The sequence below is a fragment of the Dyella sp. CR10 genome, from assembly GCF_055814425.1.
On sequence record NZ_CP185986.1, the window covers coordinates 663,234 to 687,568 of the forward strand.

19 protein-coding genes and 5 tRNA genes are annotated in these 24,335 nt (G+C 64.8%); 23 read left to right on the plus strand and 1 reads right to left on the minus strand.

Translation table 11 applies throughout. The features are described from left to right. Positions 1 to 18 precede the first annotated feature (18 nt). Complete coding sequence (hemA, locus tag ACNR9O_RS02970; RefSeq protein ID WP_473683024.1) at positions 19 to 1,293, minus strand: glutamyl-tRNA reductase; 1,275 nt, start codon at positions 1,291 to 1,293, stop codon at positions 19 to 21. A gap of 109 nt (positions 1,294 to 1,402) precedes the next feature. Between hemA and ACNR9O_RS02975 the strand changes: the two genes are divergently transcribed. The 23 genes from ACNR9O_RS02975 to rpoC all read left to right on the plus strand — a co-directional run bounded on the left by ACNR9O_RS02975 (position 1,403) and on the right by rpoC (position 24,231). After that, entirely contained in the window at positions 1,403 to 3,142 is a 1,740-nt protein-coding gene (locus tag ACNR9O_RS02975) for a tetratricopeptide repeat protein (protein WP_473683022.1), read from the plus strand. After that, entirely contained in the window at positions 3,139 to 3,747 is a 609-nt protein-coding gene (lolB, locus tag ACNR9O_RS02980) for a lipoprotein insertase outer membrane protein LolB (protein WP_473683020.1), read from the plus strand. Before ACNR9O_RS02975 ends, lolB begins: the two co-directional genes overlap by 4 nt. Before the next feature lie 69 nt (positions 3,748 to 3,816). After that, positions 3,817 to 5,199 (plus strand): 4-(cytidine 5'-diphospho)-2-C-methyl-D-erythritol kinase, encoded by a 1,383-nt coding sequence (gene ispE / locus ACNR9O_RS02985; RefSeq protein WP_473683018.1) that lies wholly within the window; start codon positions 3,817 to 3,819, stop codon positions 5,197 to 5,199. A gap of 29 nt (positions 5,200 to 5,228) precedes the next feature. Next, positions 5,229 to 5,305: transfer RNA gene (locus tag ACNR9O_RS02990), tRNA-Gln, on the plus strand. Between the two features lie 55 nt (positions 5,306 to 5,360). Then, entirely contained in the window at positions 5,361 to 6,299 is a 939-nt protein-coding gene (locus ACNR9O_RS02995; RefSeq protein WP_473700739.1) for a ribose-phosphate diphosphokinase, read from the plus strand. 102 nt (positions 6,300 to 6,401) lie between these two features. After that, positions 6,402 to 7,055, plus strand: a complete 654-nt coding sequence (locus ACNR9O_RS03000; protein ID WP_473683014.1) for a 50S ribosomal protein L25/general stress protein Ctc — start codon at positions 6,402 to 6,404, stop codon at positions 7,053 to 7,055. Positions 7,056 to 7,115: 60 nt separating this feature from the next. Next, positions 7,116 to 7,697 (plus strand): aminoacyl-tRNA hydrolase, encoded by a 582-nt coding sequence (gene pth / locus ACNR9O_RS03005; RefSeq protein WP_473683012.1) that lies wholly within the window; start codon positions 7,116 to 7,118, stop codon positions 7,695 to 7,697. A 70-nt stretch (positions 7,698 to 7,767) separates the two neighbouring features. After that, complete coding sequence (ychF, locus tag ACNR9O_RS03010; RefSeq protein ID WP_473683010.1) at positions 7,768 to 8,859, plus strand: redox-regulated ATPase YchF; 1,092 nt, start codon at positions 7,768 to 7,770, stop codon at positions 8,857 to 8,859. A gap of 166 nt (positions 8,860 to 9,025) precedes the next feature. Then, positions 9,026 to 9,496 (plus strand): GNAT family N-acetyltransferase, encoded by a 471-nt coding sequence (locus ACNR9O_RS03015; protein ID WP_473683008.1) that lies wholly within the window; start codon positions 9,026 to 9,028, stop codon positions 9,494 to 9,496. A 76-nt stretch (positions 9,497 to 9,572) separates the two neighbouring features. Further along, positions 9,573 to 10,061: an acyl-CoA thioesterase gene (locus ACNR9O_RS03020; RefSeq protein ID WP_473683006.1), complete on the plus strand. Its 489-nt coding sequence runs from the start codon at positions 9,573 to 9,575 to the stop codon at positions 10,059 to 10,061. 105 nt (positions 10,062 to 10,166) lie between these two features. Next, a tRNA-Tyr gene (locus ACNR9O_RS03025) sits at positions 10,167 to 10,252 on the plus strand. 17 nt (positions 10,253 to 10,269) lie between these two features. Next, positions 10,270 to 10,343: transfer RNA gene (locus ACNR9O_RS03030), tRNA-Gly, on the plus strand. Between the two features lie 24 nt (positions 10,344 to 10,367). After that, positions 10,368 to 10,443 (plus strand) — tRNA-Thr (locus tag ACNR9O_RS03035). Positions 10,444 to 10,514: 71 nt separating this feature from the next. Then, complete coding sequence (gene tuf / locus ACNR9O_RS03040; protein ID WP_473682983.1) at positions 10,515 to 11,705, plus strand: elongation factor Tu; 1,191 nt, start codon at positions 10,515 to 10,517, stop codon at positions 11,703 to 11,705. Between the two features lie 137 nt (positions 11,706 to 11,842). Next, positions 11,843 to 11,918: transfer RNA gene (locus ACNR9O_RS03045), tRNA-Trp, on the plus strand. An 82-nt stretch (positions 11,919 to 12,000) separates the two neighbouring features. Beyond that, positions 12,001 to 12,411, plus strand: coding sequence for a preprotein translocase subunit SecE (gene secE, locus ACNR9O_RS03050; RefSeq protein WP_473683004.1), 411 nt, complete (start codon positions 12,001 to 12,003; stop codon positions 12,409 to 12,411). Positions 12,412 to 12,421: 10 nt separating this feature from the next. Next, entirely contained in the window at positions 12,422 to 12,982 is a 561-nt protein-coding gene (gene nusG, locus ACNR9O_RS03055; RefSeq protein WP_473683002.1) for a transcription termination/antitermination protein NusG, read from the plus strand. Positions 12,983 to 13,164: 182 nt separating this feature from the next. Continuing rightward, on the plus strand, positions 13,165 to 13,593 hold the full coding sequence (gene rplK, locus ACNR9O_RS03060; RefSeq protein WP_115480003.1) for a 50S ribosomal protein L11: 429 nt from the start codon (positions 13,165 to 13,167) through the stop codon (positions 13,591 to 13,593). 3 nt (positions 13,594 to 13,596) lie between these two features. Next, positions 13,597 to 14,304 carry a 50S ribosomal protein L1 gene (gene rplA, locus ACNR9O_RS03065; RefSeq protein WP_473682999.1) on the plus strand — a complete coding sequence of 236 codons (708 nt, stop codon included), beginning with the start codon at positions 13,597 to 13,599 and terminating at the stop codon, positions 14,302 to 14,304. 347 nt (positions 14,305 to 14,651) lie between these two features. Then, positions 14,652 to 15,176 (plus strand): 50S ribosomal protein L10, encoded by a 525-nt coding sequence (gene rplJ / locus ACNR9O_RS03070; protein WP_473700740.1) that lies wholly within the window; start codon positions 14,652 to 14,654, stop codon positions 15,174 to 15,176. A 52-nt stretch (positions 15,177 to 15,228) separates the two neighbouring features. Continuing rightward, positions 15,229 to 15,600 (plus strand): 50S ribosomal protein L7/L12, encoded by a 372-nt coding sequence (rplL, locus tag ACNR9O_RS03075; RefSeq protein WP_473682995.1) that lies wholly within the window; start codon positions 15,229 to 15,231, stop codon positions 15,598 to 15,600. A gap of 233 nt (positions 15,601 to 15,833) precedes the next feature. After that, positions 15,834 to 19,991: a DNA-directed RNA polymerase subunit beta gene (gene rpoB / locus ACNR9O_RS03080; protein ID WP_473682993.1), complete on the plus strand. Its 4,158-nt coding sequence runs from the start codon at positions 15,834 to 15,836 to the stop codon at positions 19,989 to 19,991. Between the two features lie 25 nt (positions 19,992 to 20,016). Further along, entirely contained in the window at positions 20,017 to 24,231 is a 4,215-nt protein-coding gene (gene rpoC, locus ACNR9O_RS03085) for a DNA-directed RNA polymerase subunit beta' (RefSeq protein WP_473682991.1), read from the plus strand. Positions 24,232 to 24,335 lie beyond the last annotated feature (104 nt).

The following is a 24,335-nucleotide window of genomic DNA, read 5'->3' on the forward strand; positions in this document are numbered from 1 at the left end:
CGGTGTCTGGCTGGCCCGCTAGGCTCCCGGCTCCGGTTCGTTCCCGTCCAGTCCGTACAGGCGTCCGGCCGCGTGCAGCAGGTCCATGTCGCCGGCCAGCGCGGCTTCGCGCAGGCGAGCGCTGGGGTGATGCAGCAGCTTGTTGGTGAGCGTGTTGGCGAGAAAAGCCAGAGCCTCGTCCGGCGACTTGCCGCGCGCGAGCATGGCGCGCGCCTTCTCCAGCACTTCGTCGCGATAGAGCTCGGCGTGCTGGCGCATGTCCACCGCGGGGTTGCGCAGGGTGAGCGCGCGGCGCCAGGCCATGTAGCGTTCCACCTGCAGGTCGATGATGGCGTCGGCTTCGCGCGCGGCGGCTTCGCGCGAGCGGCGATTGTCGTCGATCACCTGGCGCAGGTCGTCGATGCCATAGAGGAAGACATCTTCGAGTTCGCCCACGGTCGGCTCGATGTCGCGCGGCACCGCGATGTCCACCATGAACATCGGGCGACGCCGGCGCGCGCCGATGGCTTTTTCCACCATCGGTCGGGTCACGATCGGCTGTCGCGCCGCCGTGGAGGAAATCACGATATCCGCCTCGGCCAGGTGCTGCGGCAGATCGTGCAGGCCGATCGCGTAGCCACCATGGCGGCTGGCAAGTTCCTGCGCATTCTCCAGCGTGCGGTTGGCCACGATCAGGCGGCGCACCTGCTTGTCGGCGAGATGGCGCGCGGCCAGTTCGATGGTGTCGCCGGCGCCGATCAGCAGCACGCAGGCTTGCTTGAGGTCGGCGAACACCTGCTCGGCCAGGCGCACGGCGGTAAACGCGACGGACACGGTATGCGCGCCGATGCGCGTATCGGTGCGTACCCGCTTGGCCACGGCGAAGGTGTGTTGCAGGAGGCGGTCCATCGGCGCGCGCAGCGCCTGCGCGTCGCGCGCGAGCTGATAGGCGTCCTTCACCTGGCCGAGGATCTGCGGTTCACCCAGCACCATGGAGTCCAGTCCCGTGGCGACGCGGAACATGTGACGCACGGCCGCGTCTTCGTCGTGGCGGTAGAGGAACTCATCGAGCTTGCCGGGAGTCAGCTGATGGTGCCGGCTGAGCCAGGTCTCCGGTACGGCCTCGGCACCCGGTGCCACGCTGACGTAAAGCTCGGTGCGGTTGCAGGTGGAGAGGATCATCGCCTCTTCCACGCCGGGCTCGCGGGCCAGCTCCAGCAATGCCGAGCCGGTGTTCGATTCGTCGAACGCCACTTGCTCGCGCAGCTGGACCGGTGCGGTGAGGTGATTGAGCCCTAGGGCGATCAGCGGCATGGTGGGAGTTGTTTGGAGGCGGCAGGCATCCGGCGGCGTAAACTAGACCGTGGCACCGGCCGTTCCCCTCGCGACGACGGCTGTCAATGGCGGATGAACGGAGAATAGTGTGCTGAGCAGGTTGGCCAAGTTCAAGCAACTGCGGCATTTTGCGGCGAGCGGCGTGCTGCTGGCGGTCGTCACCGGCTGCGCTACCGCGCCCGGGCGTCCGGCCTCGAGGCCGGCGGCGCCGACGCAGCCGCTGGACCACCTCACGGTGGTCACCCCGGACCTCGATCACGATCTGATGGCGCAATTGCTCGCCGGCGAGATGGCGCTGGTGCGGACGGACCTCAAGTCCGCCGCCGCGGCCTACGGCAAGGCGATGCGCCTGAGCGCCGACCCGCGCATTGCCGAACAGGCTGCCGGGCTGGCCACGGCCACCCACGATGGCGATCTGGCCGCCAGCGCGATCGAGCGCTGGCAACAGCTCGGCGCCAAGCCCGCCGAGCTGTCCATGGCCCGCGCCCAGCTTGCACTCGATCGAGGCGACGCCGACGAGGCCCGCCGTCAGCTGGAAATCCTCGTCTCCAGCGGTGATCCGGACGCCTGGCGCCAGTTCGGCCGCGCCTTGCTGGGCAGCCGCGACGCCGCGCTGGCCGCGCGCCTGCTGGAATCGCTGGCGACGCCGCAGCGCCTGCCGGCAGATGCGCAGGCTTGGCTGGCGATGAGCGAACTGGGCGACAAGCTCGGGCGCCACGCGTATGCGCAGCAGATCGCCGACGCCGCGATCAAGCGCTTCAACAGCGCGGAGACGTACGCCTGGGCAGGCCAGCTCAAATACCGCAACGGCGATCGCGCCGGCGCGCAGGGGCTGTTCCAGAAAGCGCTGGCGCGCGAGCCGAAGAACACCGGGCTGCGCCTGGCCTACGCGACGCTGCTGGGGCAGAGCGGGGACTACGCCGCAGCCAGCCGGTTGCTCGAAAACGGACCGCAGAACGCCGATACCTACAGTCTGCGCGCGACCCTCGCCGCGCGCGCCGGTGACACCAAGGCCATCGGCCGCCTGTACAGCCAACTGCAGCGTGCGCCCCAGGACGCGCGTGATAGCAATGTGTTCTTGCTGGGCACGCTGGCCGAAATGCTCGAGAAGAACGATGAGGCGCTGGACTGGTACAGCCAGGTGCCGGACGAGGACGAACACGCGTTCGACGCCGATCTGCGCAGCGCCGTGCTGCTGCACAAGATGGCGCGTCACACCGAGTCGCACGAACTGCTGACGCAGATGCAGACCGACTACCTCGACCAGCCGGCACAGTTGCGCCGGGCCTACGAGGTGGACGCCGGCCTGTACATGCGCGAGCAGAAATTCACCCAGGCGGAGGCGGCCTTCAGTCGCGCCCTGCAGGTGGTGCCGGACGATCCGGAGCTTTTGTACGGCCGCGGTCTCGCGTATGCCGAGACGGGGGATACCGACAAGGCAGTGGCGGATTTTCGCCGGCTGTTGCAGCTCAAGCCGGATGACATCGACGCGACCAATGCGCTGGGCTACACGCTCGCCGATGCCAACCGCGACCTCCCGGAAGCCGAGCAGCTGATCCAGACCGCGCGCTCGGCCAAGCCCGACGACCCGGCGATCGCCGATTCCTGGGGTTGGCTGCAGTACCGCCTGGGCCATCTGGACCAGGCCGAGAAGACGCTGCGCACCGCCTGGCAGACGCGCAAGGACGCCGACGTCGGCGTGCACCTGGGCGAAGTGTTGTGGAAGCAAGGGCGGCAGGAGGATGCGCGGCGCGTGTTCGACGAAGTGCGCCGCATCGATCCGCAGAGCGCCTCCCTCCACGAGACCCTGAAGCGACTCAATCCATGAAGCGCACTCTTCGCATCCTGGCGGCGGCGCTGCCGCTGCTGCTCGCCGCCTGTGTGCCTCCGCCTGCTGTGCGGATGAAGGGCGACGCGGCCCTGCTCATGGAGCAGGAGGCGCGTGAACGCGCGCTCGGCGGGACGGACCATTGGGTCCTGCAGGGCAAGCTGGGCGTATCCGATGGCAAGGACGGCGGCAGCGGTACCCTCAACTGGTCGCAGAACGGCGAGCACTATGAATTCACGGTGCGTTCGCCGGTGATCGGCAAGAGCTTCCGCCTGAGCGGTGGCCCGGACGGCGCCTTGCTGGAAGGTCTGGACGGCGGGCCGCTGCGCGGGCCGGACGCGGAGTCGCTGATGCTCAAGGCGCTAGGCTGGGACGTGCCGCTGCGCGATCTGCGTGCCTGGGTGCTCGGCCTGCGCGCAGACGGCGGCCCGGCCGAGCTGAGCTTCGGCGCCGATCGGCTGCCGTCGCTGTTGCAGCAGGACGGCTGGAACGTGGACTACCGCGAGTGGGACGCCGCGCGGCAACCGCCGGTACCGAAGAAGGTGTTCGCGGAGAAGCCGCCTTACCGCGTAAGGCTCTCCATCGAGTCCTGGACATTCCAGTAGGCATCGCACGCGGCGACGTGAGGTAGGCTTTGCGCCCCGCGGCGGGTCCCGCCGCCAGCTGGAATCGACATGAACTACCACATCGCGCGTGCCGTGCCCGCGCAGGTCGAGGCCTTGTGCGCCATCGAGCGCGCGGCCATGGAACTGTTCCGCGGGCATCGCGCCTGGCCTTTCTATGCGCACGTGACCATGCCGCCGGACCTGCTGCGGATGGGTATCGAGCGCGGCCTGGTATGGGTGGCTCTGGCCGACGGTTCCGGCGAGCCGGTGGGCTTCATCTGGCTGGATACCGAAGAGGGCGGCGACGCCATCGGCGTGGCCGAAATCGACGTGCTGCCGGACTGGGGCCGGCGCGGCATCGGCGCGGCCCTGCTCGAACAGGCCTGTGCCTGGGCGCGTGCCGCGGGTTACCGCCGGATCACGCTGGGCACCCTGGCGGACGTGCCGTGGAACGCGCCGTTCTATGCCAGACACGGTTTCGTCGAGGTGGACAAACAGGATCCGGCGTTCGCCTTCGCGTGGGAACGGGACCGGGAGAACGGTTTTCCGGACGATCTGCGCGTGTTCATGAGCCGCCGCCTGGATCGACCGGGACCCGATGACTGGTCGGCCTGGCCCGCTCCGGCCAAGCTCAACCTGTTCTTGCGCATCACTGGTCGGCGTGCAGATGGCTACCACGAGTTGCAGACGGTGTTCCGGCTGCTGGACTGGGGCGACGAGATCCGCCTGCGGCCGCGCCGGGATGGCGACATCCGGCGCCTCACCGAGGTGCCGGGCGTGCCCGAAGCAGATGACCTGGTCGTGCGCGCCGCGCGCCTGCTGCAGCCGTACGCGCCGGCGGGCGCAGGGGCGGACATCGAGCTCGACAAGCGGATTCCCATGGGCGGCGGTCTCGGCGGCGGCAGCTCGGATGCCGCCACGGCGCTGGTCGCGCTCAACCACCTGTGGGGCACCGGGCTGGACGAGGACGCGCTGGCCGAGCTGGGACGGAAGCTCGGGGCCGATGTGCCGGTATTCGTGCGTGGCCGGTCAGCCTGGGCCGAGGGCGTAGGCGAGAAGCTGACGCCGCTGACCCTGCGGGCGCGCTGGTATGTGGTGCTGGACCCGCATGAGCACGTGCCCACTGCGGCGCTTTTTCAAGCGTCTGAATTGACACGAAATGCTCCGCCGGCCACAATTTCATCCTTTGCTTCGGGCGAAACCGCTGGAAACGCGTTCGAGCCGGTCGTACGCGCGCGCCATCCCAAGGTGGCCGCGGCGCTGGACTGGTTGGGTGCCTTCGGCAGAGCGAGGCTTTCCGGCAGCGGTGGTTGCGTGTTCCTGGAGACGAAGTCGCAGGAGCGCGCGGAAGCCGTCGCCGCGCAATGCCCGCCGGCATTCACGGCACGTGTGGCCTTGGGTGTCGAGGTTTCCCCGTTGCGCGAGGCATTGGCGCGCCACGGTGGCGCCTGAGCTTCGCGCGGTAACGAACAACGAAATACTGGGGCGTCGCCAAGTCGGTTAAGGCACGGGATTTTGATTCCCGCATGCGTAGGTTCGAATCCTACCGCCCCAGCCATTGAATCGTAGATGGCCAAAGGCTCACCGCAATGACCGTGGACACGTCCACCCCGATGCTCTTCACCGGCAACGCGCACCGCGCCCTGGCCGAGGATGTCGCCGCGCGACTGGGCGTGCCGTTGGGCAAGGCGCTGGTCGGCCGTTTCAGCGATGGCGAGACGCAGATCGAGATCGAGGAGAACGTCCGTCGCCAGGAAGTGTTCGTGATCCAGCCGACGGGCGCGCCGAGCGCGGAGAACCTGTTCGAGCTGCTCACCCTGGTGGATGCGCTCAAGCGTGCTTCGGCCGCCAGCGTGACCGCGGTGATGCCGTACTTCGGCTACGCCCGCCAGGATCGCCGCCCGCGCTCCGCGCGCGTGCCGATCACGGCGAAGATGGTGGCCAAGATGATCGGTACCGTCGGCGTGGACCGCGTACTCACCGTGGACCTGCATGCGGACCAGATCCAGGGCTTCTTCGACATCCCGGTGGACAACGTCTATGCCTCGCCGCTGCTGCTGGCGGACATCTGGCGCAACCACTCGATGGACAACCTGATCGTGGTGAGCCCCGACGTCGGTGGCGTAGTGCGCGCCCGCGCGCTGGCCAAGCGCCTGGACGACGCCGACCTGGCGATCATCGACAAGCGCCGTCCGAAGGCGAACGTGGCGACGGTGATGAACATCATCGGCGACGTCGACGGCAAGACCTGCGTGCTGGTCGACGACATCGTCGACACCGCCGGCACCCTGTGCGCGGCCGCCGCGGCGCTGAAGGAGCGCGGCGCCCGCAAGGTGGTGGCGTACTGCGTGCACCCGGTGCTGTCGGGCGCCGCGATCAGCAACGTCGAGAACTCCCAGCTCGATCAGCTGGTGGTGACTAATACCCTGCCGCTGCGCCCGGAAGCCCAGGCCTGCGCCAAGATCCGCCAGCTTTCGGTCGCCGAGCTGCTGGCGGAGACCATCCGCCGTATTGCGTTCGGCGAATCGGTCAGCTCGCTTTACGTGGATTGAGGGCGGGGCCGATGAGGCCTCGCTCCGCACCCGGCTCCCTTGGTCGCGAGGGAGTCACCAAACCGCCGCGAGGCGGATCACAACTGAAGTAGGAATGCCAACATGGCACAGATTCATGAAATCAAGGCCCAGAGCCGCAAGGACGAGGGGAAAGGTGCGAGCCGCCGCCTGCGTCGTGCGGACTTCGTGCCGGCCGTCGTCTACGGTGCGGGTCAGCCCGCCGAAAGCATCCAGATCGAGCACAACACCATCCTGCTCGCTGCCCGTCACGAGTGGTTCTTCTCCTCCGTGCTCGACCTGAACGTCGACGGCAAGGTGCAGAAGGTGCTGGTGCGCGACTGGCAGAAGCATCCGTTCAAGCAGCAGATGCTGCACATGGACTTCCTGCGCATCAACGAGAACGAGGCCGTGCGCGTGAACGTGCCGGTGCACTTCCTGAATCAGGAGAAGTCTCCGGCCGGCAAGACCTCCGGCGTGGTGATCTCGCACAACCTGACCGAAGTGGAAGTGTCCTGCTTGCCGAAGGATCTGCCGGAGTTCATCGAGCTGGATCTGGCCGGCCTGAAGCCGGGCGAGATCGTCCACCTGTCGCAGCTCAAGCTGCCGAAGGGCGTGGAAATCCCGGCCCTGCACCTGGGCGCCGACCACGACATCGCCGTCGTCACCGCCAACACGGTGAAGGAAGAGGTCGAGGAAGCGCCGGCTGCCGAGGGCGAGGCCGCTCCGGCCGACGCCAACAAGGACGCCAAGAAGTAAGCCGCCCGTCGGCCCGTGCCTTTCCGGTGCGGGCCGACGTCGCGTACTTGCTGGCGCTCCATGGCGGGTCTTCGCCTCATCGTCGGGCTGGGTAATCCCGGTGCCGAATATCTCCGAACCCGGCACAACGCCGGGTTCTGGTTTGTGGACGCCCTCGCAGCGGGGCAGGGCGAGCGCTGGGGTTTCGACGGCAAGCTGCACGGCGAGACTTGCAAGGTGCGCATCGGCGGAGAGCCGGTGTGGCTGCTCAAGCCCGCCACCTTCATGAATAAGAGCGGCATCGCCGTGGCTTCGGCGCTGCGCTACTACAAGATCGAGCCGGCCGAGTGCCTGGTCGCCCATGACGAGCTGGATCTGGACCCCGGCACGGTGCGCCTGAAGTTCGACGGCGGCCACGGTGGCCAGAACGGCCTGCGCGACATCATCGCCCACCTGGGTCATGCCAAGTTTCACCGCCTGCGCGTCGGTATCGGTCACCCGGGCCACAAGGACAAGGTGACGCCATGGGTGCTCGGGCGTCCGTCCGCCAAGGATGAGGACGCCATCGTGGACGGTATCGGCCGTGCGCTGGACGTGCTGCCGCTGGTGGTGGACGGCCAGTTCGACAAAGCCATGCAGCAGCTGCACACGCCGCCCAAGTGAGCCCGGGCGGCAGGTCGCCGCCGGCCGTACAATCACCGGTTCTCCATTTTCCAATTCGCGGATCCACCCCATGGGTATCAAATGCGGCATCGTCGGACTGCCTAACGTCGGCAAGTCCACTCTGTTCAATGCGCTGACCAAGGCGGGCATCGCCGCCGCCAACTTCCCGTTCTGCACGATCGAGCCGAATGTGGGCGTGGTGCCCGTGCCGGATCCGCGCCTGCAGGCGCTGTCGGACATCGTCAACCCGCAGAAGGTGATTCCGACGGCCGTCGAATTCGTCGATATCGCAGGCCTGGTGGCCGGCGCGTCGAAGGGCGAGGGGCTGGGTAACAAGTTCCTCGCCCACATTCGTGAGGTGGATGCGATCGCGCACGTGGTGCGCTGCTTCGAGCACAGCGACATTGTGCACGTGGCCGGCAAAGTCGATCCGATCGCGGATATCGAAACCATCGACACCGAGCTGGCGCTGGCTGACCTGGACTCGGTGGAGAAGGCGCTGAACCGTGCCGAGCGTGCGGCCAAGGCCAACGACAAGGAGGCCATCGCCAAGCGCCCGGTGCTGCAGAAGCTGGCCGCCGGCCTCAACGAGGGCAAGACGGCGCGCAGCCTGGGCCTGGATGACGAGGAGAAGGCGCTGGTGCGCGATCTTTTCCTGCTGACGCTCAAGCCGCTGATGTACATCGCCAACGTGCGCGAGGACGGTTTCGAGAATAATCCGCATCTCGACGCCGTGCGCACCCGCGCCGAAGCCGAGGGCGCGGAAGTAGTTCCCGTGTGCGCTGCCATCGAAGAAGAGCTTTCGCAGCTCGACGACGCTGACCGCGACGAGTTCCTCAAGGATCTGGGTCTGGAAGAGCCGGGCCTCAATCGCGTGATCCGCGCCGGCTACAAGCTGCTCAACCTGCAGACCTACTTCACTGCCGGCGTGAAGGAAGTGCGCGCCTGGACGATCAAGCGCGGCTTCACCGCGCCGCAGGCGGCGGGCGTGATCCATACCGATTTCGAGCGTGGCTTCATCCGTGCCGAGACCGTTTCGTACGACGACTTCATCCAGTTCAAGGGTGAGTCGGGTGCGGCGGCAGCGGGTCGTCTGCGCAAGGAAGGCAAGGACTACGTCGTCAAGGATGGTGACGTGCTGCATTTTCTGTTCAACGTCTGAGCGGAGCTTCGATCCGCTTCGACAAAGCCCCGCCGATGCGGGGCTTTTTTTTGCGTAGCCGTGGGGTGTTCCGACATGGATGGAATGCATTCGGGACTATCCTTCACGGCGGGGGAGGGCACGGCGGAAGCCGATACAGTTGGAGCAGGTGGCTCGGGAGGGCGATGTGGAGCAACTGCGCATGCGCATGGGGCGTCCCGAAGACGCGGCGGCGATCGGCGTCCTGGTGCGTCGCGTTGCGCGTCGCTGGGTGGTTCCCGATCAGCCGCGAGAGGCTGGGTTGGCGATGCTGAGGCGTTTCGGCGCGCGGGGGATCCGGAAGCGGATGAAGGAAGGGCAGCGTTTTCATCTGGCGTATCTGGATGGGGTGTTGGCTGGTGTGGCCGCGATGCGTGATGACGCCCATCTGGTGCAGCTTTTTGTCGGCACCCGATATCAACGGCGGGGTATCGCACGCCGGTTGTGGCGCCGGGCCATGGCCGATGCCGTTCGTCGTGCCGGCACGCGGCGATTCACCTTGAATGCGTCGCGATGCGCGCTGCCCTTCTATCTGCGCCTGGGTTTCATGCCGACTGGTCCCGAGGGGCGTTCGCCCATGGGAGTGGTCAGCACGCCCATGGTGCTGGAGCTGGAATAAGCAGAACGGCGGGGTCGAATGACGGGCGCCAGCGGGCATAATGGCCGCCCTTTCCGTTCGGCCAGCCGGAGCCGCCATGCCAGGCAAGCAGCACGAAGTCAGTTTCCGTTTTCTCGCCCAGCCGACCGACGTGAATTTCGGTGGCAAAGTGCACGGCGGCATGGTGATGAAGTGGATCGACCAGGCCGGCTATGCCTGTGCGGTGGCGTGGAGCGGCGCGTATTGCGTTACCGCGTCGGTGAGCGGCATTCAGTTCGTCGCGCCGATCCTGATCGGGGATCTGGTGACGGTGAGGGCGCGGCTGATTCATACCGGGCGCTCCAGCATGCACCTGGCGGTAGATGTGCTGGCGCGTGATCTGCGCAAAGGCGAACACCGCCTGGCGACCAGCTGCGTGATGGTGTTCGTCGCGCTGGACAGCCCGGAGGGCAAACCCACGCCGGTGCCTGCGTGGGAGCCCCGCGACGAAGCCGAGCGTCAGCTTCAGGCGCAGGCAAAGCGGCTGATGGATCTGTCCAAGGAGATGGAGCAGCTGATCGACACGCGAGCGATCGGCGAAGGCTGATCGCAGGCGTGCGAGAACGTAAAATGCGCGCTTTCGGCGTGTAGATTTTCCGTGTTCAGGTGTTGACAGAACCGGGGCTGATACACACAATAGCCGTTCTTTGTTGGAGGGATACCCAAGCGGCCAACGGGGGCAGACTGTAAATCTGCTGGCTTACGCCTTCGGTGGTTCGAATCCACCTCCCTCCACCAGACGAGTTCCGCGCAGGGCGGGAGTAGTTCAATGGTAGAACCTCAGCCTTCCAAGCTGATGGTGCGGGTTCGATTCCCGTCTCCCGCTCCATTGATCTCGTTCTGGGTGTTTCGTGCTCATGTAGCTCAGTCGGTAGAGCACTTCCTTGGTAAGGAAGAGGTCGCTGGTTCGATTCCAGTCATGAGCACCACTTCGCTGGTCGCTGCGGTTATCGCATTCCACTTTTTTCTTTGAATCTGACTCCATCGGGGTTTAGCGCGTATGGCAAAGGGTAAATTCGAACGCACCAAGCCGCACGTCAACGTCGGCACGATCGGTCACGTGGACCACGGCAAGACGACGCTGACGGCTGCGCTGACGAAGGTGGGTGCGGAGCGTTTTGGCGGCGAGTTCAAGGCGTATGACGCGATCGACGCGGCGCCGGAAGAGAAGGCTCGCGGTATCACGATTTCGACGGCGCACGTGGAATACGAATCGCCGACCCGCCATTACGCGCACGTGGACTGCCCGGGCCACGCCGACTACGTGAAGAACATGATCACGGGTGCGGCGCAGATGGACGGCGCGATCCTGGTGTGCTCGGCCGCAGACGGCCCGATGCCGCAGACGCGCGAGCACATTCTGCTGTCGCGCCAGGTGGGCGTGCCGTACATCGTGGTCTTCCTGAACAAGGCGGACATGGTGGACGACAAGGAGCTGCTCGAGCTGGTCGAGATGGAAGTGCGCGAGCTGCTGTCGAAGTACGAGTTCCCGGGCGACGACACCCCGATCATCATCGGTTCGGCCCGTGCGGCGCTGGAAGGCGACCAGTCGGAGATCGGCGTGCCGGCGATCATCAAGCTGGTGGATGCGCTGGACACGTACATTCCGGAGCCGGTGCGTGCGATCGACAAGTCGTTCCTGATGCCGGTGGAAGACGTGTTCTCGATCTCGGGTCGCGGCACGGTGGTGACCGGTCGTATCGAGCGCGGCATCATCAAGGTGGGCGACGAAGTGGAAGTGGTCGGTATCCGTCCGACCCAGAAGACCACCGTGACCGGCGTGGAAATGTTCCGCAAGCTGCTGGACCAGGGCCAGGCGGGCGACAATGCGGGCCTGCTGCTGCGCGGTCTGAAGCGTGACGACGTGGAGCGTGGCCAGGTGCTGGCCAAGCCGGGCACGATCACGCCGCACACCGAGTTCGAGGGCGAGATCTACGTGCTGTCGAAGGACGAAGGTGGTCGTCACACGCCGTTCTTCAAGGGCTACCGTCCGCAGTTCTACTTCCGTACGACGGACGTGACGGGTGCCATCGAGCTGCCGGAAGGCGTGGAGATGGTGATGCCGGGCGACAACATTAAGATCAAGGCGACCCTGATCCATCCGATTGCGATGGACGAAGGTCTGCGCTTCGCGATCCGCGAAGGTGGCCGCACCGTCGGCGCCGGCGTCGTCGCCAAGATCATCAAGTAAGTAGTACTATGGGAAGTCGCCCGCCTCGCGGGCTGTGAAGGGAGGGGCTGGCAACGCAATCGTTGCCGTCCCCGATGCCGCCGCAGGGCGATCCCCTTACAGCGAGCCTGACGAGCGGCTTCTCTGATTTCAAACGTACGCCAGTAGCTCAATTGGCAGAGCAGCGGTCTCCAAAACCGCAGGTTGGGGGTTCGAGTCCCTCCTGGCGTGCCACCTTCCCGAGGAATGAAGACGGGTGGCGAGTGGCAGCAGGGGCTTCGGGGCCCGGTTGCCTGCTCTTATCCGATCGCTGCGCATGAATACCAAGGCAGAACAGCCCAAGGGCGCGAACGTCAAAGAAGCGGGCGCCGCCGACATCGCTAAGCTGGTGCTGGCCGTGCTGGTGCTGGCTGCCGGTATCTTCGCCTATTCCTGGTTCAGTAACGACGCCAATATTTCCCCGTCCGTACGCCTGATTGGCGTGCTGGCGGCGCTGGTGGTGGCTCTGGCCATCGCGGCGACCACGGCGCTCGGTCGCCGTGTGCGTCATTTCCTGGGCGAGTCCCAGTTCGAAATGCGTAAGGTCGTCTGGCCGACGCGCGACGAAACGCTGAAGACCACTGGCATCATCATCATCGTGGTGATCGTTCTTTCGCTGCTGCTGGGCGTGATCGATCTCATCCTTAAGTCGGTCGTGCTCGACTGGCTGCTCAAGCTGGGTTCGTGAGGTAAAGGGCATGAGCAAGCGTTGGTATGTGGTGCACGCCTATTCGGGTTTCGAGAACCAGGTCCGCAAGGCTCTCGAGGAGCGCATCAAGCGCGCCGGCATGGAAGAGAAGTTCGGCGAGGTGCTGGTGCCGACCGAGGAAGTGATCGAGATGCGCGGCGGGCAGAAGCGCCGCAGCGATCGCAAATTCTTTCCTGGCTATGTGCTGGTGCAGATCGAGACCGATACCGAGGGCAAGGCCCCGCGTATCGATGACGAATGCTGGCACTTGGTCAAGGAAACGCCGAAGGTGATGGGTTTCATCGGCGGCACTGCCGATCGCCCGCTCCCGATCCGAGACAGCGAAGCCGACACCATCCTGAGCCGTGTGCGCGAGGGTGTGGAGAAGCCCAAGCCGAAGGTCTTGTTTGAACCGGGTGAAATGGTTCGCGTGACCGACGGTCCATTCAACGACTTCAACGGCGTAGTCGAAGAGGTCAATTACGAGAAGAGTCGCCTGCGTGTCGCGGTGCTGATCTTCGGCCGCTCGACCCCGGTCGAGCTGGAATTCGGACAGGTCGAGAAGGCCTGACCCCGAGCCCCGGCATGGGGCTTGCTTAAAACTTGATCACTCCTTAAACTACGCGGTTCACGCCGAGGCATCTGGCTCGGCGTGCCCGTTTTTCAGGGTCCGCAGGAGCGCGGGCCGTCCTTCATCCAGGGAAAGTGCACTGCGAGGAGCCGCAAGGCGCCCGAACTCGCGAGGAAAATCCAATGGCAAAGAAAGTCGTCGGTTACATCAAGCTGCAGGTCAAGGCCGGTCAGGCCAACCCGTCGCCGCCGGTGGGTCCCGCCCTCGGTCAGCGCGGCCTGAACATCATGGAATTCTGCAAGGCCTTCAACGCCGCCACGCAGAAGATGGAGCCGGGTCTTCCGATCCCGGTAATCATCACGGCCTACTCCGACCGTAGCTTCACCTTTATCACCAAGACCCCGCCTGCCAGCGTGCTGATCAAGAAGGTCACCGGCGTTGCCAAGGGTTCGTCCAAGCCGAACACCGACAAGGTCGGCAAGATCACCCGCAAGCAGCTGGAAGACGTTGCGAAGCAGAAGGAGCCGGATCTCACGGCTGCTGATCTGGACGCTGCGGTGCGCACCATTGCTGGTAGCGCGCGCAGCATGGGCCTGGTGGTGGAGGGCTAAGACATGACAAAGCTCACGAAGCGTATGAAGGCCGCCCAGGCGGCAGTGCAGCCGGGCAAGCTCTATGGCCTGGAAGAAGCCTTGACCATCGTCAAGAACAACGCCAAGGCCAAGTTCGCCGAGTCCGTGGACGTCGCCGTCCGCCTCGGCATCGATGCCAAGAAGTCCGATCAGGGCGTGCGCGGTTCCTCGCTGCTGCCGCACGGCACCGGCAAGACCATCAAGGTCGCCGTGTTCGTTCCGGCTGGCGAGAAGGCTGAGGCCGCCAAGGCCGCCGGCGCCGATGCCGTCGGTATGGACGATCTGGCCGAGCGCATGCAAGCGGGCGAGCTCGACTTCGGTCGCGTGATCGCCACGCCGGACGCGATGCGTGTGGTCGGTAAGCTCGGCCAGCTGCTCGGTCCCCGCGGCCTGATGCCGAACCCGAAAGACGGCTCGGTCACCGCCGACGTCGCCACGGCCGTCAAGAACGCCAAGGCTGGCCAGGTGAAGTTCCGCAACGACAAGGCGGGCATCATCCACGCCACCATCGGCAAGGCCTCTTTCGAGGCTTCGCAGCTCGCGGACAACCTGAACGCGCTGGTCGCCGATCTGCTCAAGGCCAAGCCGGCCACGGCCAAGGGTCAGTATCTGCAGAAGATCGCCCTGTCCAGCACGATGGGCGTCGGCGTTCCGGTCGATACCTCCAGCGTGGCGGCTTCGGCCAAGTAAGCGAATGAAGACCCGTGCCGGATCCAATCCGGCACGGGCACGTTTTTGAGGGCAGGCCCGGCCAGGTGCCGATGCCGCCGTCAAAGACCGCAGGCGCGATCAGCGCGCGACGACGACGAGCAGGGAGCTCGTATTGGCAGGGAACCGCCGTCGTCGCCAGCGGGATCGCTTAATCGGGTTCCAATGCGAATCCGGCCTGCGTAGATGGTGCTGCCCCTTCTGGAATGGTTCTGTTTTGTTCTGGAAAGGCCACCACCCGGGGCAATCGTGCCCCCGACGTCAAGGAGGGCGTCGCTCAGGACCGCCGGCGGCAGGAGCCGCAAGCGGAGTTCAATTGGAGGAGTGCAATGGCTCTCAATCTGTCTCAGAAGCAAGAAGTAGTCGCCGAGCTGGCAGAGATCGCCGCCAAGGCCCACTCCTTGGTCGCCGCCGAGTACGCGGGCACCACGGTCGAGCAAATGACCGCGATGCGCAAGAAGGCCCGCGAGACCGGTGTGTTCTTGAAAGTCGTCAAGAACACGCTCGCTTCGCGCGCCGTGGCGGGTACCGAGTTCGAGGTCGTCAAGGACGCCCTGACCGGTCCGCTGCTGTACGCGTTCTCGACCGAGGAACCCGGCGCTGCCGGGCGCCTGATCAAGGAATTCGCCAAGAGCAACGACAAGCTGAAGGCGAAGGTCGTTTCCGTGGAAGGCAAGCTGCTGCCGGCCGCCCACGTCGATGTCCTGGCCTCGCTGCCGACCCGCGAAGAAGCCCTCGCCATGCTGGCCCGCGTGCTGGCCGAGCCGGCCGCCATGTTCGCCCGTGCCGTCAAGGCCGTGGCAGACAAGCAGGGTGGTGGCGAAGCGGTTGCCTCGGCCCCGGCCGAAGCTTGATCGCTCAGCTCGACGCTTTTTCAACCGAATCAATTTCCAGAGGTAAATCAACATGTCCCTGACCAACGAACAGATCGTTGAAGCCGTCGCCGCGAAGTCGCTGATGGAAGTGATGGAGCTGGTGAAGGCCATCGAAGAGAAGTTTGGCGTGTCCGCCGCCGCCCCGGTCATGATGGCCGCTGGCCCGGCTGCCGCCGGCCCGGCTGCCGAAGCGCAGACCGAGTTCGACGTGATCCTGAAGAGCGCCGGCGAGAAGAAGGTCGACGTGATCAAGGCCGTCCGCGCCATCACCGGCCTGGGCCTGAAGGAAGCCAAGGACCTCACCGAGGCCGGTGGCGTTCTGAAGGAGCAGGTCTCGAAGGAAGACGCCGAGAAGTTCAAGAAGGACCTCGAAGCTGTCGGCGCCACGGTCGAACTGAAGTAATCGGCGCTCTTGCGCGCCGTCAGTTTGATCTAGCGTCAAGCGAGCCTGGGAGCGAAAGCTCCCGGGCTTTGCCTGCTTTGAAAGGAGCGGGATGGGGGAATGGAGACTGGGGAATCGGAGAGCCCGGCAGAGAACCTGCCGATTGACGATTCCCTAATCTCGATTCCCTGCAATTTTCCATTCAGCCGGTGTGTGCACCACCGGCGTCACTGCGAACCGAGGCGGTACCCACCATGACCTACTCGTTTACCGAGAAGAAGCGCATCCGCAAGGATTTCGGCAAGCGTCCCCCCGTACTGGGCGTGCCGAACCTGCTGACCATCCAGACCGATTCCTACCGCGAGTTCCTGCAGGAGCACGTCGCGTCTAAACAGCGCGAAGACAAGGGTCTGCACGCCGCGCTGAAGTCGGTGTTCCCGATCGTGAGCTATTCGGGCAATGCGGCGCTTGAGTACGTCGACTATCGCCTGGGCGAGCCTGCGTTCGACGAGCGCGAGTGCCGCAACCGCGGCATGACCTTCGGCGCGCCGCTGCGTGTGACCGTGCGTCTGGTCATCTACGACAAGGACAGTCCGGCCTCCAAGAAGGCCGTGAAGTACGTCAAGGAGCAGGAAGTCTACATGGGCGAAATTCCGCTCATGACGGACACCGGCACCTTCATCATCAACGGCACCGAGCGCGTGATCGTCTCGCAGCTGCATCGTTCGCCGGGCGTGTTCTTCGATCACGACCGCGGCAAGACGCACAGCTCGGGCAAGCTGCTGTTCTCGGCGCGCGTGATTCCTTATCGCGGTTCGTGGCTCGATTTCGAGTTCGATCCGAAGGATGCGCTGTTCACCCGTATCGATCGTCGCCGCAAGCTGCCGGTGACGGTGCTGCTGCGCGCGCTCGGCTACAACAACGAGGAGATGCTGAGCATCTTCTTCGAACACAACGTGTTCCACCTGGGCAAGAAGGGCGGCACCACGTTGGAGCTGGTCGCCGAGCGTCTGCGCGGCGAGACCCTGAGTTTCGATCTGGTGGTGGGCGACAAGGTGCTGGTCGAGGCCGGCAAGCGCATCACCGCGCGCCACGTGCGTCAGCTGGCCGCCGAAAATATCACTGCGCTGGAAGTGCCGGACGACTATCCGGTCGGCCGCATCCTGGCCATCGACATCGTCGACTCGAAGACTGGCGAGCTGCTGGCCTCGGCTAACGATGAGATCACGGCCGAACAGCTGGAGAACTTCCGCAAGGCCGGCATCGAGACGGTACCGACCCTGTACGTGAACGACCTCGACCGCGGTGCGTATGTCTCGCACACCCTGCGGATCGACAACACCAAGACGCAGCTCGAGGCGCTGGTGGAAATCTACCGCATGATGCGTCCGGGCGAGCCGCCGACGAAGGACGCCGCGCAGAACCTGTTCTACAACCTGTTCTTCACCTTCGATCGCTACGACCTGTCGGCCGTCGGCCGCATGAAGTTCAACCGCCGCGTGGGCCGCAAGGAGATCGTCGGCCCGGGCGTGCTGTACGACTTCAAGTACTTCGGCGAGCGCAAGGAAGAAGAAGCGCAGTCGCTGGTGCAGTCGCAGGGCGACAGCTCCGACATCCTCGACGTGCTGAAGGTGCTGATCGACATCAAGAACGGCCATGGCACCGTGGACGACATCGATCACCTCGGCAACCGCCGCGTGCGTTCGGTGGGCGAGATGGCCGAGAACACCTTCCGCATCGGCCTGGTGCGCGTCGAGCGCGCCGTGCGCGAACGTCTGTCGCTGGCCGAATCCGAGGGTCTGACCCCGCAGGAACTGATCAACGCCAAGCCGGTGGCAGCCGCGGTGAAGGAGTTCTTCGGCTCGTCGCAGCTCAGTCAGTTCATGGACCAGAACAACCCGCTGTCCGAAGTGACGCACAAGCGTCGCGTTTCGGCCCTGGGTCCGGGCGGCCTGACGCGCGAGCGCGCGGGCTTCGAAGTGCGTGACGTGCATCCGACCCATTACGGCCGCGTCTGCACCATCGAAACGCCGGAGGGTCCGAATATCGGCCTGATCAACTCGCTGGCCGTGTACGCGCGCACCAACGAGTACGGCTTCCTCGAGACCCCGTACCGCAAGGTCGAGAACGGCAAGGTCACCGACAAGGTGGACTACCTGTCGGCGATCGAGGAGGGCGACCATGTGATCGCCCAGGCGAACTCGCCGCTGAAGGATGGCCGCTTCATCGAAGATTTCGTGTCCTGCCGCTTCCGCGGCGAGTCCGAGCTGCGCCCGGCTTCCGAGGTGGGCTACATGGACGTGTCGCCGATGCAGACCGTCTCGGTCGCGGCGGCGCTCGTGCCGTTCCTCGAGCATGACGACGCGAACCGCGCGCTGATGGGCGCGAACATGCAGCGTCAGGCCGTGCCGACCCTGCGTTCGCAGACCCCGCTGGTGGGTACCGGCATCGAGCGCGCCGTGGCGCGCGACTCGGGCGTCATCGTCACCGCCAAGCGCGGCGGCGTGATCGACCAGGTCGACGCCGGCCGAATCGTGGTGCGCGTGAACGAGAGCGAGGTCGGCGATAACGATGCCGGCGTCGATATCTACACCCTGACCAAGTACACCCGTTCCAACCAGAACACCAACCTCAATCAGCGTCCGCTGGTGAATGTGGGCGATGTGGTGGCGAAGGGCGACACGCTGGCCGACGGTTCGTCGACCGATCTGGGCGAGCTCGCGCTCGGCCAGAACATGCTGATCGCCTTCATGCCGTGGAACGGTTACAACTTCGAAGACTCGATCCTGCTCTCCGAACGCGTCGTGCAGGAAGACCGTTACACCTCGATCCACATCGAGGAGCTAGCCTGCATTGCGCGCGACACCAAGCTGGGTGCGGAGGAAATCACCGCCGACATCCCGAACGTGGGCGAGCAAGCGCTGGCGCGCCTGGACGAATCCGGCATCGTGTACATCGGTGCCGAGGTGAAGGCGGGCGACATCCTGGTCGGCAAGGTCACGCCGAAGGGCGAGAGCCAGCTGACGCCGGAAGAGAAGCTGCTGCGTGCCATCTTCGGCGAGAAGGCGTCGGACGTGAAGGACAGCTCGCTGCGCGTGCCGCCGGGCATGGACGGCACCGTCATCGACGTGCAGGTGTTCACCCGCGATGGCATCGAGAAGGACAAGCGCGCGAAGCAGATCGAGGAAATGGAAGTCAAGCGCATCCGTAAGGACCTTGACGACCAGTTCCGCATCCTCGAGGGCGCGATCTACAACCGTATGCGCACGCAGTTGGTCGGCAAAGTCGCCAACAGCGGTCCGGGCGGCCTGAAGCGTGGCACGGAAATCACCGATGCCTACCTCGATGGCCTGAAAAAGGACGACTGGTTCAAAGTCAACGTCAAGGACGAGGACGTCACCGAGTTCCTCGAGCGCGCGGCCGACCAGATCAAGCGCCACAAGGAAGAGTTCGACAAGCGCTTCAAGGAGAAGCAGGGCAAGATCACCCAGGGCGACGACCTCGCGCCGGGCGTGCTGAAGATGGTCAAGGTGTTCCTGGCCGTGAAGCGTCGCATCCAGCCGGGCGACAAAATGGCCGGTCGCCACGGCAACAAGGGCGTGGTTTCCAACGTGGTGCCTGTCGAGGACATGCCCTTCATGGCGGATGGCACCTCGGTCGACATCGTGCTGAACCCGCTGGGCGTGCCGTCGCGTATGAACATCGGCCAGATTCTGGAAGTGCATCTCGGCTGGGCCGCGAAGGGCCTGGGCAAGAAGATCCAGAAGATGCTCGAAGCGCAGGAGAAGGTGGCGAAGATCCGCGAGTTCCTCGATCAGATCTACAACCATCACGTCGCCGGCGCCGTGCAGCACGTCGACCTGAAGTCGCTGACGGACGAAGAGATTCTGACTCTGGCGGACAACCTCCAGGAAGGCGTGCCGATGGCTACCCCGGTGTTCGACGGTGCCGAGGAGGCCGAGCTGAAGGCGATGCTCAGGCTGGCGGAGCTGCCCGAGTCGGGTCAGACCACGCTGTTCGACGGCCGTACCGGCGAAGCGTTCGATCGCCCGGTCACCGTCGGCTACATGCACTACCTGAAGCTGAACCACCTGGTCGACGACAAGATGCACGCGCGCTCCACCGGTCCGTACTCGCTCGTCACCCAGCAGCCGCTGGGCGGCAAGGCGCAGTTCGGTGGCCAGCGCTTCGGCGAAATGGAAGTCTGGGCGCTCGAGGCGTACGGCGCGGCTTACACCCTGCAGGAAATGCTGACGGTGAAGTCCGACGACGTGCAGGGCCGCAACCAGATGTACAAGAACATCGTCGACGGCAACCACGAGATGGCCGCCGGCATGCCGGAGTCCTTCAACGTGCTTGTGAAGGAAATCCGCTCGCTCGGCATCGACATCGACCTGGAAGAGATTAAGTAACCCACGGGTTACAGGAGCTTATGCAATGAAAGATTTGCTCAATCTGTTCAACCAGCAGCGTACGGCGCCGGATTTTGACTCGATCAAGATCGCGCTGGCCTCGCCGGAGCTGATCCGTTCCTGGTCGTACGGCGAAGTGAAGAAGCCGGAGACCATCAACTACCGCACCTTCAAGCCGGAGCGCGACGGCCTGTTCTGCGCCGCGATCTTCGGTCCGGTGAAGGACTACGAGTGCCTGTGCGGCAAGTACAAGCGCATGAAGCACCGCGGCGTGGTGTGCGAGAAGTGCGGCACCGAGGTCACGCTGGCCAAGGTGCGTCGCGAGCGCATGGGCCACATCGAGCTGGCCAGCCCGACCGCGCACATCTGGTTCCTGAAGTCGCTGCCGTCTCGTATCGGCCTGATGCTGGACATGACCCTGCGCGACATTGAGCGCATCCTGTACTTCGAGGCCTTCGTGGTGATCGATCCGGGTCTGACCGCGCTCGAGCGCGGTCAGCTGCTCAGCGAAGATCAGTACCTCGAGGCAGTGGAAGAGCACGGTGACGAGTTCGACGCACGCATGGGCGCCGAGGCGGTGTACGAGTTGCTGAAGTCGCTCGACCTGCCAGGCGAAGTCGTGCGCCTGAAGGAAGAGATCGCCTCCACCAATTCGGAGACCAAGCTCAAGCGCCTCACCAAGCGCGTGAAGCTGATCGAGGCGTTCCTCGAGTCCGGCAACCGTCCCGAGTGGATGGTGCTGACCGTGCTGCCGGTGCTGCCGCCGGACCTGCGCCCGCTGGTCCCGCTGGACGGCGGTCGCTTCGCGACCTCCGACCTCAACGATCTGTATCGTCGTGTCATCAACCGCAACAACCGATTGAAGCGCCTGCTGGAGCTCAACGCGCCCGACATCATCGTGCGCAACGAGAAGCGCATGCTGCAGGAATCGGTTGACGCGTTGCTCGACAACGGCCGCCGCGGCCGTGCCATCACGGGCACGAACAAGCGTGCGCTCAAGTCGCTTGCCGACATGATCAAGGGCAAGCAGGGTCGCTTCCGCCAGAATCTGCTCGGCAAGCGTGTGGACTACTCCGGTCGTTCGGTGATCGTGGTGGGTCCGACCCTGCGCCTGCACCAGTGTGGCCTGCCCAAGAAGATGGCGCTGGAGCTGTTCAAGCCCTTCATCTTCGCGAAGCTGCAGGCTCGCGGCGAGGCGACCACGATCAAGGCCGCCAAGAAGCTGGTCGAGCGCGAAGAGTCGCAGGTGTGGGACATCCTCGAGGACGTGATCCGCGAGCATCCCGTGCTGCTCAACCGTGCGCCGACGCTGCATCGCCTGGGTATTCAGGCGTTCGAGCCGGTGCTGATCGAAGGCAAGGCGATCCAGCTGCATCCGCTGGTGTGTACCGCGTTCAACGCGGACTTCGACGGTGACCAGATGGCCGTGCACGTGCCGTTGTCGATCGAGGCGCAGCTCGAAGCCCGCGCCCTGATGATGTCGTCGAACAACATCCTGTCGCCCGCCAACGGTGAGCCGATCATCGTGCCGACCCAGGACGTGGTGCTGGGCCTGTACTACATGACGCGCGAGCTGGTGAATGCGAAGGGCACCGGCATGGTGTTTTCCAGCATTTCCGAAGTGCGCCGCGCCTACGACAATCGCGTGGTGGAGCTGCATGCGAAGGTCAAGGTGCGCATGCGCCAGGCGCATATCGCCGAGGACGGCACGCGTAGCAGCGGCATCTCGCTGGTCGAGACGACGGTCGGCCGCGCCTTGCTGGCGGAGATCCTGCCAGAAGGCCTGCCGTTCACGCTCGCCAATACCGAGCTCACCAAGAAGGCGATCTCGCGTCTGATCAACTCCAGCTATCGCCTGCTGGGCCTCAAGGACACCGTGGTCTTCGCGGACAAGCTGATGTACACCGGCTTCCGTTTCGCGACCCGTGCCGGCATCTCGATCGGTATCGATGACATGATCATCCCCGATCAGAAGAAGCCGATCCTGGAAGAGGCCGAGAAGGAAGTGGTCGAGATTCAGGAGCAGTACCAGTCAGGTCTCGTTACCGCCGGCGAACGCTACAACAAGGTGGTCGACATCTGGTCGCGCACCAACGAACTGGTCGCCAAGGCGATGATCGACGGCATCGGTACCGAGAAGGTCACCAATGCCAAGGGCGAGGTCGTCGCTCAGAAGTCGATGAACTCGCTGTACATCATGGCCGACTCCGGCGCGCGTGGTTCGGTGGCGCAGATTCGTCAGCTGGCCGGTATGCGCGGCCTGATGGCTCGACCGGACGGCTCGATCATCGAGACGCCGATCAAGGCGAACTTCCGCGAAGGCCTGAACGTGCTGCAGTACTTCAACTCCACCCACGGTGCCCGTAAGGGTCTCGCGGATACGGCGTTGAAGACCGCTAACTCGGGTTACCTGACCCGCCGATTGGTGGACGTGGCGCAGGACGTGGTGATTACCTCTGTGGATTGCGGTACCGAAGAGGGCCTGATCATGCAGCCGATCGTGGAAGGCGGCGACGTGGTCGAGCCGCTGCGCGATCGCGTGCTCGGCCGCGTGGTGGTCGAGGACGTCTACGGCCCGGGCGAGGACAACGAGCCGATCGTCACCCGCGACACCCTGCTGGACGAAGCCCTCGTCGAGAAGCTCGACAAGGCTGGCGTGCAGTCGATCAAGGTGCGTTCGCCGATCACCTGCCAGGCTTCGCACGGCGTTTGCGCTCTCTGCTACGGCCGTGATCTGGCCCGTGGCCATCTGGTCAACATGGGAGAGGCCGTCGGTGTGGTCGCCGCGCAGTCGATCGGCGAGCCAGGTACCCAGCTGACCATGCGTACGTTCCACATCGGTGGTGCGGCTTCGCGTGCGGCGGCGGTGGACAACGTGACGGTGAAGACCACCGGTACGCTGAAGTTCAACAACCTCAAGACCGTACAGCACGCCCAGGGCCATCTGGTGGCGGTGTCGCGCTCGGGCGAAGTGTCGGTCATCGACGCGAACGGCCGCGAGCGTGAGCGCTACAAGGTGCCTTACGGCGCCACGATCACCGTCAAGGACGGCGATCCGGTCAAGGCTGGCCAGACCGTAGCCAACTGGGATCCGCACACTCATCCGATCGTCTCGGAAGTGGCCGGTACCGTGCGCTTCATCGACTTCATCGATGGCGTCACCGTGCAGAGCCAGACCGACGAGCTGACCGGCCTGGAGTCGGCGGTAGTGACGGATCCGAAGCGTCGCGGTACCGCTGCGAAGGATCTGCGCCCGATCGTGCGCCTGGAAGACAGCAAGGGTCGCGAGCTCAAGCTGCCGGGTACCGACGTGCCGGCGCAGTACATGCTGCCGGCCGGCGCGATCGTATCCATCCAGAATGGCGCCGAAGTGGGCGTGGGTGACGTCGTCGCCCGTATCCCGCAGGAAACCTCGAAGACTCGTGACATTACGGGTGGTCTGCCGCGCGTGGCCGACTTGTTCGAAGCTCGCAAGCCGAAGGAGCCGGCGATCCTGGCCGAGCGTTCGGGCGTGGTCAGCTTCGGCAAGGACACCAAGGGCAAGCAGCGCCTGATCATCAAGGACGTGGATGGCAACGAGCACGAAGAGCTGATTCCGAAGTGGCGTCAGGTCATCGTGTTCGAGGGTGAGCACGTGGAGAAGGGTGAAACCGTGGTGGACGGCGAGCCGAATCCGCACGACATCCTGCGCTTGCTGGGTGTCGAGCCGCTGGCCTCGTACCTGGTCAAGGAAATCCAGGACGTCTATCGCCTGCAGGGCGTTAAGATCAACGACAAGCACATCGAAACGATCATTCGCCAGATGTTGCGCAAGGTTGAGATCACCGAGCCGGGCGAAAGCCACTATCTGCGCGGCGAGCAAGTGGAGCGTGTTCGCATCAATGCGGAAAACGGCCGCGCCGTGGCCCGCGACGAGCGTCCGTCGGAGTACCAGCCGGTGCTGCTGGGCATCACCAAGGCATCGTTGGCCACCGAGTCGTTCATTTCGGCGGCTTCGTTCCAGGAGACCACTCGCGTCCTTACCGAGGCAGCGGTCCGTGGCACGCGCGACACCTTGCGTGGCCTGAAGGAAAATGTTATTGTCGGCCGTCTCATCCCGGCAGGTACGGGTCTGGCATATCACGCGCAGCGTCGACGCCAGGGCGGTCTGACCGCCGCGGAACTGGATACTCTTTCCGGCTCCGCTTCCCCGGTCTCCTTCGCGGAAGCCACCGTCGGTAGCGACAATGGTGTGGAGTAAGCCCCGTCGGGGACTTGCTCGCTAACATACGAAATGAGGCGCAAGGATGGCGCCTCGTGTTCGGGTCATGGAGGACAGGGCGTCGGCTTGTCTGTGACAAGCCG

Bases quoted from the DNA above. Each gene is read 5' to 3' on its own strand.
- rplK (WP_115480003.1), top strand. From the start codon at position 13,165: ATGGCAAAGAAAGTCGTCGGTTACATCAAGCTGCAGGTCAAGGCCGGT.
- rpoB (WP_473682993.1), top strand. From the start codon at position 15,834: ATGACCTACTCGTTTACCGAGAAGAAGCGCATCCGCAAGGATTTCGGC.
- ACNR9O_RS02995 (WP_473700739.1), top strand. From the start codon at position 5,361: ATGCTCTTCACCGGCAACGCGCACCGCGCCCTGGCCGAGGATGTCGCC.
- hemA (WP_473683024.1), bottom strand. From the start codon at position 1,293: ATGCCGCTGATCGCCCTAGGGCTCAATCACCTCACCGCACCGGTCCAG.
- rplJ (WP_473700740.1), top strand. From the start codon at position 14,652: ATGGCTCTCAATCTGTCTCAGAAGCAAGAAGTAGTCGCCGAGCTGGCA.
- pth (WP_473683012.1), top strand. From the start codon at position 7,116: ATGGCGGGTCTTCGCCTCATCGTCGGGCTGGGTAATCCCGGTGCCGAA.
- ACNR9O_RS03020 (WP_473683006.1), top strand. From the start codon at position 9,573: ATGCCAGGCAAGCAGCACGAAGTCAGTTTCCGTTTTCTCGCCCAGCCG.
- secE (WP_473683004.1), top strand. From the start codon at position 12,001: ATGAATACCAAGGCAGAACAGCCCAAGGGCGCGAACGTCAAAGAAGCG.
- rplA (WP_473682999.1), top strand. From the start codon at position 13,597: ATGACAAAGCTCACGAAGCGTATGAAGGCCGCCCAGGCGGCAGTGCAG.
- nusG (WP_473683002.1), top strand. From the start codon at position 12,422: ATGAGCAAGCGTTGGTATGTGGTGCACGCCTATTCGGGTTTCGAGAAC.
- ACNR9O_RS03000 (WP_473683014.1), top strand. From the start codon at position 6,402: ATGGCACAGATTCATGAAATCAAGGCCCAGAGCCGCAAGGACGAGGGG.
- ispE (WP_473683018.1), top strand. From the start codon at position 3,817: ATGAACTACCACATCGCGCGTGCCGTGCCCGCGCAGGTCGAGGCCTTG.
- ychF (WP_473683010.1), top strand. From the start codon at position 7,768: ATGGGTATCAAATGCGGCATCGTCGGACTGCCTAACGTCGGCAAGTCC.
- lolB (WP_473683020.1), top strand. From the start codon at position 3,139: ATGAAGCGCACTCTTCGCATCCTGGCGGCGGCGCTGCCGCTGCTGCTC.
- rplL (WP_473682995.1), top strand. From the start codon at position 15,229: ATGTCCCTGACCAACGAACAGATCGTTGAAGCCGTCGCCGCGAAGTCG.
- rpoC (WP_473682991.1), top strand. From the start codon at position 20,017: ATGAAAGATTTGCTCAATCTGTTCAACCAGCAGCGTACGGCGCCGGAT.
- tuf (WP_473682983.1), top strand. From the start codon at position 10,515: ATGGCAAAGGGTAAATTCGAACGCACCAAGCCGCACGTCAACGTCGGC.